Source organism: Zhongshania sp. R06B22, assembly GCF_040892595.1.
Taxonomy (GTDB): domain Bacteria; phylum Pseudomonadota; class Gammaproteobacteria; order Pseudomonadales; family Spongiibacteraceae; genus Spongiibacter; species Spongiibacter arctica.
In genome coordinates, this window is record NZ_JBFRYB010000001.1 from 2633354 (window position 1) to 2647673 (window position 14320).

The following is a 14320-nucleotide window of genomic DNA, read 5'->3' on the forward strand; positions in this document are numbered from 1 at the left end:
CTTGATATTAATTTAAGATTTTTGCCACGCGACCGTTTCGCGTATATAAACGGGTTGGGCCTGTTCCGCGCTCATATAATCACCGCGCTCAAAAGCGCGCACCGCAAGTTTTAATACTGCCTGTGCCCGTGGATACACCTCTGCATTCACATTGGCAGATGGCAAGCCATGAGCGAAGCGCGGCGCATAAACCCAACCGCTGCCAAACCCGAAGATGGCGCCCTCCGAAGCGGCTATGTGAATCGACTCGGGCGAACGCAGGCTATCCTCAGCAATGAGCTCCGCAAAACCGTTAAGATAGCGATACTGCCCCCAGTAAAGCTCATCCATTCGCGCATCTAAGGCTGGCAGTAGTATGTCGCCATCGGCTAACTCCAAACAATCAGCTTCGCCCTGCGCGATGGCCTGCAATGTAGAGACCGCCACCACCGGTTTCTCCGCAGCAAAAGCTAGGCCTTGAACAACACCGGCACAGACTCGCAAGCCAGTAAACGAACCTGGGCCTGCAGAAAATCCAATGGCATCAAGATCGCTTAAACAAATGCCTTTCTCAGACAGTATCTGATCAATCATTGGCAGCAAATAGCGGGTGTGAGCGCGGGGTAAAAGCCGAAAATCTTCTGTTTGCCGACCTTTATGGAGTAAAGCAACGGAACATGCTTCTGTTGAAGCTTCGATCGCGAGTAAACTTGTCATTAATTCAGCCGTAAAACGGTAATTGTTCGGGGTTCGAATGCCGCAGAATAATACCATATCGCACATCACCGGGCTCGGCAGAGTTTGAGATGCGCAAAAATAGCACTGGCGGATACACGTAGTGATCACGGGAAGTAATTATGTCGAAAAACACGATCCACACAAAGGATGTTACCGCACTTATCCTTGCCGGTGGCGAAGGTCGGCGCATGAACGGGCAAGACAAAGGCTTAGTCAGCTGGAAGCAGCGCCCGCTTATAGAATATGCCTTAGACGCTATTCCAGATGACATTGCGCACACGCTAATCAGCTGCAATCGAAATATAGACCAGTACAAAATTTACGGAGAAACCGTTCAAGACGAGAACAGCGAATATGAGGGCCCGCTGGCGGGCATCTACGCCGCCATGACACACACATCCAGCCCCTTTATATTTGTTTTACCCTGCGACAGCCCACTCGCACCTAGGGACGTTTATTATCAGCTAGCAGATGCGCTAAATGCAGCTAATGCCGACATTTGTTATGTGAATGACGGAGAGCGCGAACAATATTTATTTGCACTGATAAGCACGCAGCTAGAATCGTCGCTAAAAGAATACTTATTAAGGGGAAACCGGCAGGTGCATCGGTGGTACAAACAACACAAGTATGTCGAAGCAGACCTTAGTGGCCAACAACTTGCATTCAGAAACTGCAATACCATCACCGAACTAGCAGAACTTAAATAACGAAGTTTAAAGCGGCCATAAAAAAAGGAGGCTTTCGCCTCCTTTTTTACTGCAAAGCATAATATTTAAACTATGACTCTGCTTTTGGTGCCTCAACAGGCGCAACAGCCGCCTTGGTTTTAGCTGGTGTTTTCTTGGCAGCCACTTTCTTAGCTGGCGCTTTTTTAACAACAGCTTTCTTAGCTACTGTCTTTTTTGCTGGCGCTTTTTTAGCAACAGCCTTTTTAGCCACTACTTTCTTAGCAACAGTCTTTTTGGCAGGTGCTTTTTTAGCTGGCGCTTTCTTAGCAACAGCCTTTTTGGCAGGTGCTTTCTTAGCGACGGCCTTTTTTGCAGCAACTTTCTTCGCCGCAGGCTTTTTAGCTACTGCTTTTTTTACAGTCGCTTTTGCACTTACTTTCGCTACTGCTGCTAATTTGGGGTCACTGATTTTCGCACCAAGCTGCTTAACGGCTTGCTTGTGCTTAGCCGCCAGTTTTTTCTCTATAGAAGCAAGCTTAAGTTTGTTTGCCGCCAAGCGCTTCTTCTTAAAGCGTTGCTCAAACAGTTTTAATGCCTTAGCCAAGTCCGAATCGACTTTACTAGCCAGCGCGGTAGAACGCTCTTCGATCTTCTGCTTAACCGCAGATTCTGAGGCCTTGATACGAGCTAATGCTTTTGCATTGGCAACCGCGGCTTTAGTCTCAGCGACCTTAGCACGACTAATTTTCAGCTTCGCATTTAACTTCTCAGCAGCAGCGGCAGCGCGCTTAACCGCATTTTTGTCCGCTGCACGAGCCGTCTTTTTCGCTTTTACACGAGCTGCATCTACTTTCGCTTTTGCAGCGGCAAGTGCTTTGCGCTCATTTGCTACCATCGCCTCGACCTTTTTCAAACCCTCTTCGGCTTTGGTTACAATCGGGTTTGTTAAGATCACATTTTTAGCCCGTGGTTTACGTTTAGCGGGCGCTTTTTTTACTGTGGCTTTACTGGCTGGCATCATTTATTCTCCTTGACGATGACAATACTAATATTCATGGCAATAAAAATAGCACATATAATAACCAACGCAAAAAAAAGTCTTTTAATAAACGCCTTTTTCCTAAAATTTATCCAAAATTTACGTTTATTTCTGCCAAAAATGGTCCGCAAAGAGAAAATCTGTGATTTTGATGACTTTCACTATCATTTGGCAGGGAATATAAAGAAACAGATTGTTCACCATTTTCGCCAAAAAACTCCTTCACTTTGCCGTCGAGTTCTTCACGTGTTTATAAATACTCGACAGCAAAAATTGGACACATAATATCCACGTTTTTCTTACATCAGCAGCAAGACTGATTAGCATTTTAGCGGTATAGACTAACAGTCATTTGGCTATCCCCAAACGCGATAGAAAAATCAACACTTACTGTCCCTTAATCAAAGCAAGCTCTAATGCGGAAGCCTCGACCTTTTCGCGACAATTAATCCGACGGAGACATTGCGCTTGGGAATATCATAAAGCGACATCAGTAATGATTCCGCTAATATTAGGCTCCCAATATTAACGAACCACGCTTGCCAGTGCGGAAATATACGCCAGATGATCTTAGCAATCCCCATCTATCTGAGCTGATTCCTGCGCGTTAAAAATGTTTGGCATTATTTAATTGCGAACAGCAATTACGGTGTCGACAGATTAGTTTGGATACGCGGGCTGAAAGCCTGGACTCAGAACCCAGAGTTATAAGCTCGACAACAGAGCACAGACCAAGAAGTATTGGATTCTCCGCCGCTGAGAAGCTAGCGCCGCTATTTTTCTCTGTATTCGTATTAGGACTAAGAATTGATTAGCTAAAACAAAAAAGGCACCCGAAGGTGCCTTTTTGATGACTACTATGTTTCTTATGAGTCGAGGGATTCAAATACGCGGCGAGTAATCTCGGCGACGCTACCCACGCCCTCAATACGGCAATACTTTGGCGCATGCTCGCCTTCTAAGTTGCTGTAGAACGAAACCAGTGGCTTTGTTTGCTCATGATAAATATTAAGACGATTTCGAACTGTGTCTTCTTTGTCGTCTTCACGCTGTATTAGTGTTTCACCCGTCACATCGTCAACACCCTCTTGCTTGGGTGGGTTGTATACAAGGTGATAGGTCCGGCCAGAGCCTTCATGGGTGCGACGACCGCTCATACGCATCACTATATCTTCATCTTCGACAGCAATCTCAACCACGCTGTCGATTATGACGCCCGCATTAATCAATGCTTGTGCCTGAGGAATTGTGCGAGGGAAGCCATCAAACAGAAAGCCATTCTTGCAATCTTCCTGAGTAATACGTTCTTTGACTAGGTCAATAATGGTTTCGTCAGAAACCAGGCCGCCAGTAGCCATGACTTCTTTTACTTGCAAACCTAGTGGCGAACCGGCTTTAACGGCTGCACGCAGCATATCCCCAGTGGAGATCTGCGGAATAGCGAATTTTTCCGAAATAAACTGAGCCTGAGTGCCTTTACCAGCCCCAGGGGGCCCTAACAATATAACGCGCATAGCGGGAAACTCCCCAAGAAGGTTGCGAATTCAAAGCCTGCAGCGTAGGGGCCGCCGCAGCAAAAGCCAACAACGATACACAGCAATCGCCCGCCACACAAGAGTTAGCGGCCCACTAAGCACTGCAAATATCTATCTGAGCGGATAATTCGGGACCAACCATTATGCCAAGCATCGCAATTGCTATGCCAGAACACCCTGCTCACCCTCAAAAATTTTAAAAGCGATCTCCATTAAATAAACCATACTGTATTGCGACAGCAGCGAAAAACAATAAACGAGGCCATTCGAAATAGAGTTCCAAAGAATTTCTGAAACTATTTACTCCGATAGTGCTGGCAAAATTATGTCGGTGCTAGGTATTATTTCTTGGGAAGTAAATATTGTCTATTTCGCCTCCAGATGACAGGAACCTTATTTATGAAAGTGCGAGAATTATTATCACTTTGGGAAGAAACAGCAGGTGGTACCCTAACCGCAGAAAATTATGACGTACGCCTTTCTATTAAAGATGCCGCTAGGTTAAATGCACTGGCAGAGCTTTATCCGCGACGGAATATAGAGGAACTGATCACCGACCTACTTACGGCCGCGCTCGATGAAATGGAAAGTGTCATGCCCTACCGCCAAGGTCCAAAGGTTGTGGCATTCGACGAGCAAGGTGACCCGCTTTATGAAGATATCGGCCCGACTCCTCGTTATTTGTTATTGACCGAAAAGCATTTGAACCACTATAAACACTCAGATAACCAATAAGACGCAAAGCGCCAGCTGGCCCAATTATGGACAGGCACTGACAATAGCCAGCTTCTAGCTCAGAACTAGAGCCCCGCCGCCTTTGCCTCTGTCCAAAACAGCTCTAACTGGGGGTCTGCGGCTCCGTTTGCGCCGCTAACACCCATTTCAATACAGCGCTGCTCTACAAACCGAAACCGTCGTTCAAATTTTCTGCAGGCAGCACGCGTGGTCGCTTCCGCGTCTAAGTCAAGGTGTCGGCTAAGATTTACAGCAGAGAAAAGCACATCGCCCATTTCATCAGCAATAGCGGGGGGCTCACCGATGGCAATAGCTTCTTCAAGTTCATCTAACTCTTCTCGCAGTGCCGTGATGACACTTGTAAGCTCTCGCCAATCGAAGCCAGCCTGAGCGGCACGCTTCTGCAATTTGGTCGCCCTAGTTAGCGCTGGCAGAGCTTGGGGGACATCATCCAGCGCGCTATGCTGTGACTTTTGTGTACGTTCGCTTTGCTTAATTTCCTCCCAACGCGCTTTAATCGCCTCATCGTCAGGAGCACCGGTGGATCTGCGCGATTGCAATGTGCCTTCGGGGAAGACATGGGGGTGACGTCGCAATAACTTAGCGACAATATCATTGACCACATTCGAAAAATCAAACTGGTCTTGCTCCGCCGCTAGCTGACTATAAAAAATCACTTGAAATAAGACGTCGCCTAGCTCTTGCTGAATCTGCGGCGTATCCCCCTGCTCTATCGCATCCACCAACTCATAGACTTCTTCTAGCGTATGGGGAATGACCGTCATTGGGGTTTGCTTTAAGTCCCAGGGGCAGCCAGCCTCGGGATCGCGCAACCTCGCCATCAGGTATTGCAAATCCGCTATGGTATAGCTCATCTCAGCCCTCTCGAATTCGCTTTACGCCAACAACATTGGGTAGACCATTGAGTCGACTTAATACATCTGACAAGGTGGCGAGATCTTGGATTTCTAATCTAATCGTCATGGTAGCCATGTGATTCGCGGTATCTGTCACGGTATTCAATGACACAACATTGACCTTTTCAGTGGCCAGTTGCTGGGTAATATCGCGCAACAATCCCTGCCGATCATAAGCCTGCAGCTCGATATCAACCGGATAAGTATCAATTTGCGCTTCGGCCCAACCAACCGTAATGATCCGCTGAGGCTCTACGCTCTGCAGTTGCAGTAATTTATTACAGTCTTGACGATGCACGCTGACACCGCGACCAACGGTGATATACCCGGTGATTCCCTCACCGGGTAAAGGCTTACAGCAGCGTGCAAAATAAGTCATCAAATTACCCACACCGCTAATACGGACCTGACTACCATCATTTTGCTTGGTGCTTGCGGGACGCAAGCGCAACATTGACTGGCCTTTGTCATCTTCGCGTCCGGCCAGGTTATTCGCTGCACGAATCAGCTGAAACATGCTGATTTCGCCTGCGCCAACTGAAGCGTACATATCATCCACACTGGGGCAGTGCATCTGATCGGCAAGATATTTGTAATCAATACTATTCAAGGCGAGGCGCTTAAATTCCTTATCTAGCAGTGCCCGGCCGGCAATAATATTGTCTTCTTTGGCTTGCAAACGAAACCAATGCTGAACTTTGGTGCGCGCCCGAGATGTTTTTAAATAACCGAGATTGCTTTGCAGCCAATCTCGGCGCGGCTCACTTTCTTTGCCTGTGAGAATCTCAACCCGTTCGCCGGTTTTTAGCGTGTACGTTAAGGGCACGATACGACCGTTAACCTTAGCGCCCCGACAGCGATTACCGACCTCGGTATGAATGTGGTATGCGAAATCTAAGGGCGTTGCGCCGTTTTGCAGATTCACCACATGACCGTCTGGCGTAAAAACGTAGACTCGATCTTGCGCGCTGGTAAATTGCTCGGCGACATCACTACTGCTGCCACTTTCCTCATGCCAGTCTAGAACCTGACGTAACCATGCTATTTTTTCATCATAACTATTGGTGGTTTTAGCGCCGCGATCCGTACCCTTGTACATCCAATGCGAACAAACCCCAAACTCGGCTTCATCGTGCATGGAGCGCGTGCGGATTTGTATTTCCAACACCTTGCCGTCGGGTCCAATCACCGCGGTGTGTAATGAGCGATAGCCATTTTCCTTAGGGGTCGCGATATAGTCATCAAATTCATTGGGAATGTTTCGCCACAGCCCATGGACTACGCCTAATGCGGCATAGCAAGCCTTTGCATCTGGCACTAGCACCCTCAGGGCACGAATATCATAAACTTGAGAGAAGCCGATACCTTTGCGCTGCATTTTTCGCCAGATACTATAAATATGTTTAACGCGGCCAGCGATGTCGGCCTGGATATTGTCGGCGTTAAGCGCCTTGCCGAGAACATCGATGGCGTCGTCAATATAGAGTTGTCGATCTAGTCTTTTTTCGGCCAATAGCTTTGCAATTTTTTTATACGCAAGGGGCTGCAAGTAACGGAAGGAAAGATCCTCAAGTTCCCACTTAATATGACCAATACCCAAACGATGTGCCAGCGGCGCATAAATATCCGCTACTTCACGGGCGACTCGATAGCGCTTTTCCGGCCTGTTTTTGACGGAACGAATAGCAGAGGTTCTTTCAGCAAGCTTAATGAGCGCTACGCGCACATCGTCGACTAAAGCGACCAGCATTTTTCGAATAGTCTCGCTCTGGGCTTCAGACTGACCCAATACCGGCGCATCGAGCTCGGCATTTACCTTGGATATCGCCGCCATGCCCAGTACACCATCGACTAACTTTGCGACCGGGCGGCCAAATTGCTGTTCCAGTTCAGCGATAGATAGACGGTCTTCTCGTACCGCACGAAATAAAGTCGCGGCAATAAGGCTGTCCTGATCAAGATGAAGATCGGCCAGTATCTCAACCATTTCCAAGGCGGTATAAAAACTAGAGAAATAATCGACCTTGCCCTGAACAAGTGGCGCCGAATTAGCCGCACAATGTTCGGCCAATTCAAACGCACGCTGCAAATCCGCAGTGTGGATCACCTGCCTATCCACCGGCAACCGCGCTATCCAAGCAGCGATATCAACGTTTCCGTTGTCTAACAACGGAAAGTCTTCCCTTACCTTAACCATCGCTACTTGCTCACTAACATATAGGTCCTGTGACTTTTATATTCTCTTAGCCAACTTTATTTCTCCAGTGTCTTATCAAAAACACCGGTTGATAGATAGCGGTCACCGCGATCACAAACAATAGCGACAATCACTGCATTCTCTACTGACTCGCTAACACGCAGTGCGGCAGCAACAGAACCACCTGACGACACGCCGCAAAAAATCCCTTCTTCTACGGCCATCGCACGCATAGTGATCTCTGCAGTGTGCTGATCCATATCAATCACACGATCTACCCGCACGGCATCATAGATACTGGGTAAATACGCCTCTGGCCAACGTCGAATACCGGGAATGCTTGAGCAACCATCTGGCTGCAGGCCAATAATCTCAACGGACGGGTTTTGCTCTTTCAAATACCGAGATACGCCCATAATGGTGCCCGTTGTCCCCATCGAGCTAACAAAATGCGTAATACGTCCGCCAGTTTGACGCCAAATTTCCGGCCCGGTTCCCTCGTAATGCGCCTGCGGGTTATCACAATTGGAAAATTGATCAAGAACCTTGCCTTTGCCTTCGGCTTGCATTGCTAAGGCCAAATCTCTAGCACCTTCCATGCCTGTTGCCTGCGAAACCTCTAGCAATTCTGCGCCGTATGCCGCCATCGCCAATTTGCGTTCAGCGCTCATATGGCTGGGCATAATCAATACCATTTTATAGCCCTTGATTGCAGCCGCCATCGCTAAAGCGATCCCGGTGTTACCACTGGTGGCTTCAATCAAGGTGTCGCCCGGACTAATATCACCGCGCTGCTCAGCTCGTAAAATCATGTTCATTGCTGCACGATCTTTCACAGACCCGGCAGGGTTATTACCCTCTAGCTTCACCAAAATAGTGTTACTGCTGCCCCTTCCCAGGCGCTGCAAACGCACTAACGGCGTGTTACCGATAAATTGATCAATAGTCGGAAATTCATTCATAATTACAGCCTGAACCTTATATGTCGGTATCGCCTAGGTATTTTAACACTAATGGCCCAAGTAAATAGTCTCAGGAAATGACCTGCAAGCTTACGCCGCATAGCAGCGACCGCAATTTTCGGTCATGATAATACCACCGCAACACTAAAAGGCTCCACCAGGCAATGCCAGTGCGATTGGGAATAAGAAGATTGATCTTGGTTATGGGTCTACTGCCGATACTCGCTTTATCATTGGCCCTCAGCTCCTACCTGATGATCAGCCAAATCGATGAGTTGCGGAAGCTCATGACGGAGCGGGCCAAATCCTCAAGTGAACAACTTGCCGTCCTCACCGAGCATGTCCTCACCGCCGGTCACAACAACACCCTCGCGGCGATTACCTCTGCCGCGCTGGAAGAAACTGCGGTCAAAGCCATCGCAATTTATACTGCGGATATGGATATTATTACCCACGCCGGACCAAAATCTGACTTATCCATAATCAAAATGAATCCCGGTGAGACACATGCGCAATACGAGTACCTGGAGGATGGCCTACTTATCACTCAGCCGGTGTTCTCGCCATCACTCAGCTCGCAAGCCGCCACACCCATCGTCGGCTGGGTCGTAATGCAATTCGACTGGCGCCATTTAAAAATACAGCAATACCAGACGCTGCTGATAGGCACGGTATTTTTGGTTATCGCTTTTATTATTTGTGTGGGGCTAACCAGTTATATCAATCAATCACTAGCGGCAGACCTCACCACCCTGCGTCAAACTATTCGCAAGATGGCCACCGGCTCTCGAAATTTCCATGCACACATACCCGAGAACGATGAATTTAATGAAATTGCCGAAGAGCTCAATCTGCTAAATAATGCCCATCAAAATGAGTTACAAGAACTTCAACGCAGTATTGAGCAGACTAATATCGATCTGCGTGAAACCCTCGAAACCGTAGAAGTCCAAAATATTGAGTTAGATCTAGCACGTCGAGAAGCCGTAAATGCCAGCCGGATAAAATCGGAATTTCTAGCAAATACCAGCCATGAAATCCGCACCCCACTCAGCGGAATAATCGGCTTTAGTAAAATTCTACTTAAATCTGAAATGGAAGTTCGCCAGCGCGAAGCTATCGAAACCATTCACAACTCAGCCAATAGTCTGTTAACAATTATTAACGACATCCTTGATTTTTCAAAGTTAGAAGCCGGCAAACTAGTATTAGATAATGCCCCGGTTAATCTTCGAGAGGCCGTTGAAGACACCTTACAGCTTCTTGCACCCAGTGCCATTGAAAAAGACCTCGAGCTGGCTTTAATTATTGAAGCTGGCAGCCCAGAAGCGGTAGTGACAGATGGCCTAAGACTAAGGCAAATCCTGACAAACTTGATCAACAATGCAATAAAATTTACGCCAGCAGGTCATATCAAAGTTTCAATATTAAGCAAACAACAAAGCAGCGAAAACGCCGAAGTAACAATTCAAATCAGCGACACTGGGATTGGCCTATCCAAGGAACAACAACAAGAGGTATTCAAAGACTTCAGCCAAGCAGACGCCTCTATCACCCGCCAATACGGTGGCACCGGCCTCGGATTAGTGATTGTTAAACGCTTGATAGAACAGATGGGCGGTGAGATCGGCATTGTCAGTGAACCTGGCCAAGGCGCTACATTCTGGCTTACATTAAATCTGCCGACCAGCACTAACACCATAAAACTGCGTGATTTCAGCGTTCTAAGCGGTAAATCAATCGCCTTATACGATCGCAGCGAACTCCAAACCCAAGCATTGAAGTCCTTACTTTTATCTTGGGGACTTAAGGTTCATCACTGCAGCAATATTGACGACTTAGCACCTAGCGATTACTGTCTAATTAGCAGCGATAATAGCGCTGACTTCCACAAATTACTCTCCGAGCTGGATCGTTCTGCCGTCATTATCACTCCTTACAAAGAGCAGAAAAGTGATCTTGCTGGGCGTACTTACCTGAGCAAACCTTTTTCTCACGTTAAATTATTCGACGCTCTTTACAAAGGCTTAGAGCATAATTCAGCAAGCCGAAAACAGGCCGCTCGTTTCCCCAATACTAATATTTTAGCGGTCGATGACAACCCCTCAAATTTACATATATTGGGCAATTTCTTAGACGATATGGCCATTCGCACCCACTTTGCACAAAATGGTGCAGAGGCTTTACAGCAGTGTCGCGAAAAACACTTCGATCTGATTTTTATGGATATACAAATGCCGCAAATGGATGGCATAGAAACGAGCAAGTGCATTCGCAAAGATGGACTCAATACCGATACACCCATCATTGCCCTGTCCGCCTACTTGTCACCCGACAACCCGTCACAATTGCGCGATGCGGGCATAAACGACTACTTCAGCAAACCAATTTCAGAGCGCCAGCTTGCGGCACTGCTTAGCAAACACTTGAGCGCAGCCACGAGTAGTATCGAGCAAGCAAGGCCTGTCGATATCAAAGAATGTCTTCAACTAACCAAAAACCGCCCACAGCTTGCGGCAGACATGCTGAAGATGTTGCTGGAAACACTGCCCGAGCAACGAAAACATACCTTGCTAGCAATACAACACAGGGATTTTGATCAGCTTGGTGTTATAACCCACAACTTAAAAGGTGCCTGTTGTTACACTGGCACACCAGCGCTTAAACAACGGGTTCTTGAACTTGAAAAAGCGCTAGAAAACAAGGGCACATACGAAATCCAAACCACCGCGTTAATTAGTGCCATTGATGATTTACTGGTCTGGCAAGAAGCTCACGATCTTGGCGTTGTATTCGACATTTAACACCATAAGCGGAGTAGAGGCTGGCAGTGCAGCTAGTCTTGCTCACGCGCAATGCTAGGCACCGCGCCAGACTTAAACAGCGCCCTACTCTGCAAGGGTTTGCTGCCTAACAATGGCTGTAACACTTGCCGAGCTAACTTCTTCGCCGCATTTAAGGCATCGGCACTAAAGTCATCAGCAGCCAAATGCAATAAATCAGCACCTAAAAATACTAAGCCCGGGGCACCAACCGGTACGGGAACAAAGCCTTCACCGATATTAAATCGATAATAGCCTTCTTCTCGGACCGCATCGTCACTGTGTGCACAGCTAGCGAAATTCACACCGTAACCTAGAGACTCTAACAAACTAAATTCAAAGCGCCTAAGCGTCGGCTCAAAGGTCGCATCAAGCTCAAGGCAACTTAGACAGTGGGTGTAACTGAGAAACACGTCGGGGTGGGGATCATGGCGGAACAGCAGCCGTTCTAACAACTCATTAATATAAAAACCACAATACAGCGCCCGGCCCTTGAGGGCGTAGCTTCGCTGATGCTGGGCATCTAGAAGGGTCTTAAGCTCGCCGCGCCCCTGCCAACTTACAGAGACGAGATTAAACGCCTGAAGCGCAGCCCGCCACTGCTGCCGTGAACGCCCCGCCCCTCGCAAGCCTTTTGCCACGCAGGTAAAACGACCGTGCTCTAAGCTAAATAAATCAACTAAGGCACTAGTATCGCGGTAGGGGCGCAAGTGTAGAACAAAACACGGAGCGCCCTCAACGCGGTTCATAGTTATTTAAAATCGTTGTAACCAAGACTGCGCAATGCACGCTCATCATCCGCCCATCCAGACTTAACCTTAACCCATAGACGCAACATCACCTTATTATCGAATGCAATTTCCATATCTTTACGGGCTTCAGTGCCGATTTGCCGCAAACGGCTACCGCCTTCACCAATAATAATTTTCTTCTGGCCGTCGCGCTCCACCAGAATTAAAGCGCTGATCTCCAATAGACGTGGAGAGGCTTTAAACTCTTCAATTTCTACGGTCATCGAGTAGGGAATTTCTTCACCTAGCTGACGCATGATTTTTTCTCGCACCAACTCAGCAGCCAAAAAGCGCTCACTGCGATCAGTAATTTGATCTTCAGGATACATATGCACTTTTTCAGGTAAAAATCGTGCGATAACCGCTTCCAGCTCCTCCCGATTATGGCCGCGTAAAGCGGACACTGGGACCACGTCATCAAAAGTGTGCCTAGCCTGCAAATTCTGGATAAGGGGCAATAATTGGCCCTTATTATCGAGCCGATCGACTTTATTGATAACAAGAACAACTGGGCAATGCGCATTTTTAAGATTGCGCAAGACCAGTTCATCGTCTTCAGTCCAGCGATCCCTGTCCACTAGGAATAATACTAAATCGACATCCTTCATCGCGGAACTCGCCGCGCGATTCATGTAGCGATTCAGGGCCTTCTCTTCTTTGACGTGTAAACCTGGCGTATCAACATATATAAACTGATTCGCGCCGTCGGTTTTAATACCTAGCACTTGGTGCCTAGTGGTTTGCGGCTTACGAGAAGTGATACTAATCTTCTGCCCAAGGATATGATTAAGCAAAGTTGACTTACCCACATTTGGGCGTCCTACAATGGCTATAAAACCACAGCGTTGCGTACTCATATCATTGGGCTCTTCATTACTCATTCGGTATCCTTTAAGGCGGTCAGCACTTTTTTAGCGGCGGCTTGCTCGGCCTTGCGACGGCTGCTACCCGAAGCCGATATCGCTGATGTTAATAACGATACCGAACAACTCACTATAAACGTTTGTTGATGATCAGCACCTTCGGTATCTAGAAGCTGATAATCAGGTAAAGGCAACTTGCGCGCCTGTAAAAACTCTTGGAGCTTAGTTTTCGCATCTTTGTGACTAGACTCTGGATTAAGTACCGTAAGCCGAGAATCAAACCAAGCCAGCACCCGTTCGCGGCACACATCAAATCCAGCTTCTATAAAAATAGCACCTATCAATGCCTCAACGGCATCAGCAAGCGTAGAGTTACGACGATGACCACCGGTGTTTTTTTCACCAGCCCCCAGTCGTAAAAAACTACCTAAATCGAATTCCGTGGCTAGTTCAGCCAAGGTCTTACCACTCACCAAAAGAGCACGAATGCGACTCAGCTCGCCCTCACGCAGATTTGGAAAACGCTCATACAAAACCTCAGCAATAATCATATTGAGGAGGGAGTCTCCCAAAAACTCAATACGCTCATTGTTGTTTGCACTAAAGCTACGGTGGGTGATGGCCATTGCAAGCAATGACTCATCTTTAAATTGATAGCCAATCTTCTGACATAACTCGTCAGGGGTTTTTAAGTTCAACGCCGGGGCACCACATAAAGTGCGTCATCAAAGCGAACCACAGCATCAATATTGAATATTAATGGGGTTCTCTTTTCGTAGCGAGCATCGATCACAACGCCCTTTTTATCATTGCTTATTTTAATATCTCGCAAGGAAATAGCTTCCACTCGATTGGTCAGAAAGCGTCCAGAAATATCACGACGAACGCCAGCCGGTGTTGGGTCACTGTCCCGTTCCTCACTAGCGACATCCTCGAGAATTCGCGTCAAGGTCCAGTAATCAACGTAAATAGGCATTAACTTTACGCCAACCGTAGCAAATATAATCACCGTGCCCAATATCAGCACCGTGGGAATCATCCCTATACCAGCTTGTTTTGCTTTCATCGTTG

At 47.5% G+C, this 14320-nt stretch carries 14 protein-coding genes; 4 read left to right on the forward strand and 10 right to left on the reverse strand.

The window, feature by feature from the left end:
* Positions 1–12 precede the first annotated feature (12 nt).
* Entirely contained in the window at positions 13–696 is a 684-nt protein-coding gene (gene tsaB, locus AB4875_RS11985; RefSeq protein WP_368376291.1) for a tRNA (adenosine(37)-N6)-threonylcarbamoyltransferase complex dimerization subunit type 1 TsaB, read from the reverse strand.
* 140 nt (positions 697–836) lie between these two features.
* Between tsaB and mobA the strand changes: the two genes are divergently transcribed.
* A complete protein-coding gene (mobA, locus tag AB4875_RS11990) occupies positions 837–1427 on the forward strand; it encodes a molybdenum cofactor guanylyltransferase MobA (RefSeq protein WP_368376292.1) in 591 nt (196 codons plus the stop codon).
* Between the two features lie 70 nt (positions 1428–1497).
* Here the strand turns inward: mobA and AB4875_RS11995 are convergent, their stop codons facing one another.
* Complete coding sequence (locus AB4875_RS11995) at positions 1498–1944, reverse strand: histone H1-like repetitive region-containing protein (RefSeq protein WP_368376293.1); 447 nt, start codon at positions 1942–1944, stop codon at positions 1498–1500.
* Between AB4875_RS11995 and AB4875_RS12000 the strand changes: the two genes are divergently transcribed.
* A complete protein-coding gene (locus AB4875_RS12000; RefSeq protein ID WP_368376294.1) occupies positions 1931–2422 on the forward strand; it encodes a hypothetical protein in 492 nt (163 codons plus the stop codon). The genes AB4875_RS11995 and AB4875_RS12000 overlap by 14 nt on opposite strands.
* An 871-nt stretch (positions 2423–3293) precedes the next feature.
* On the opposite strand, the gene adk is transcribed toward AB4875_RS12000, so the two are convergent.
* Positions 3294–3941: an adenylate kinase gene (adk, locus tag AB4875_RS12005; RefSeq protein WP_368376295.1), complete on the reverse strand. Its 648-nt coding sequence runs from the start codon at positions 3939–3941 to the stop codon at positions 3294–3296.
* A gap of 420 nt (positions 3942–4361) precedes the next feature.
* On the opposite strand from adk, the gene AB4875_RS12010 reads away from it, so the two are divergent.
* On the forward strand, positions 4362–4697 hold the full coding sequence (locus AB4875_RS12010) for a type 1 pili tip component (RefSeq protein ID WP_368376296.1): 336 nt from the start codon (positions 4362–4364) through the stop codon (positions 4695–4697).
* 65 nt (positions 4698–4762) lie between these two features.
* On the opposite strand, the gene mazG is transcribed toward AB4875_RS12010, so the two are convergent.
* Genes mazG through cysM form a run of 3 tightly spaced genes read right to left on the reverse strand, consistent with a single transcriptional unit; the run spans position 4763 to position 8773 of the window.
* Positions 4763–5572: a nucleoside triphosphate pyrophosphohydrolase gene (mazG, locus tag AB4875_RS12015; protein ID WP_368376297.1), complete on the reverse strand. Its 810-nt coding sequence runs from the start codon at positions 5570–5572 to the stop codon at positions 4763–4765.
* A gap of 1 nt (position 5573) precedes the next feature.
* On the reverse strand, positions 5574–7811 hold the full coding sequence (relA, locus tag AB4875_RS12020; RefSeq protein WP_368376298.1) for a GTP diphosphokinase: 2238 nt from the start codon (positions 7809–7811) through the stop codon (positions 5574–5576).
* Between the two features lie 56 nt (positions 7812–7867).
* Positions 7868–8773: a cysteine synthase CysM gene (gene cysM, locus AB4875_RS12025; RefSeq protein ID WP_438273525.1), complete on the reverse strand. Its 906-nt coding sequence runs from the start codon at positions 8771–8773 to the stop codon at positions 7868–7870.
* Positions 8774–8937: 164 nt separating this feature from the next.
* Here cysM and AB4875_RS12030 point away from each other — a divergent pair, with 164 nt between their 5' ends.
* A complete protein-coding gene (locus tag AB4875_RS12030; protein ID WP_368376299.1) occupies positions 8938–11577 on the forward strand; it encodes an ATP-binding protein in 2640 nt (879 codons plus the stop codon).
* A gap of 32 nt (positions 11578–11609) precedes the next feature.
* On the opposite strand, the gene recO is transcribed toward AB4875_RS12030, so the two are convergent.
* Genes recO through AB4875_RS12050 form a run of 4 tightly spaced genes read right to left on the reverse strand, consistent with a single transcriptional unit; the run spans position 11610 to position 14315 of the window.
* Positions 11610–12344 carry a DNA repair protein RecO gene (gene recO, locus AB4875_RS12035; RefSeq protein ID WP_368376300.1) on the reverse strand — a complete coding sequence of 245 codons (735 nt, stop codon included), beginning with the start codon at positions 12342–12344 and terminating at the stop codon, positions 11610–11612.
* A 2-nt stretch (positions 12345–12346) separates the two neighbouring features.
* Positions 12347–13267 (reverse strand): GTPase Era, encoded by a 921-nt coding sequence (gene era / locus AB4875_RS12040; RefSeq protein ID WP_368376301.1) that lies wholly within the window; start codon positions 13265–13267, stop codon positions 12347–12349.
* Positions 13264–13947, reverse strand: a complete 684-nt coding sequence (gene rnc, locus AB4875_RS12045; RefSeq protein WP_368376302.1) for a ribonuclease III — start codon at positions 13945–13947, stop codon at positions 13264–13266. The genes era and rnc overlap by 4 nt, the downstream gene beginning before the upstream one ends.
* Positions 13944–14315 (reverse strand): DUF4845 domain-containing protein, encoded by a 372-nt coding sequence (locus tag AB4875_RS12050; RefSeq protein WP_368376303.1) that lies wholly within the window; start codon positions 14313–14315, stop codon positions 13944–13946. Before AB4875_RS12050 ends, rnc begins: the two co-directional genes overlap by 4 nt.
* Between the last annotated feature and the right edge of the window lie 5 nt (positions 14316–14320).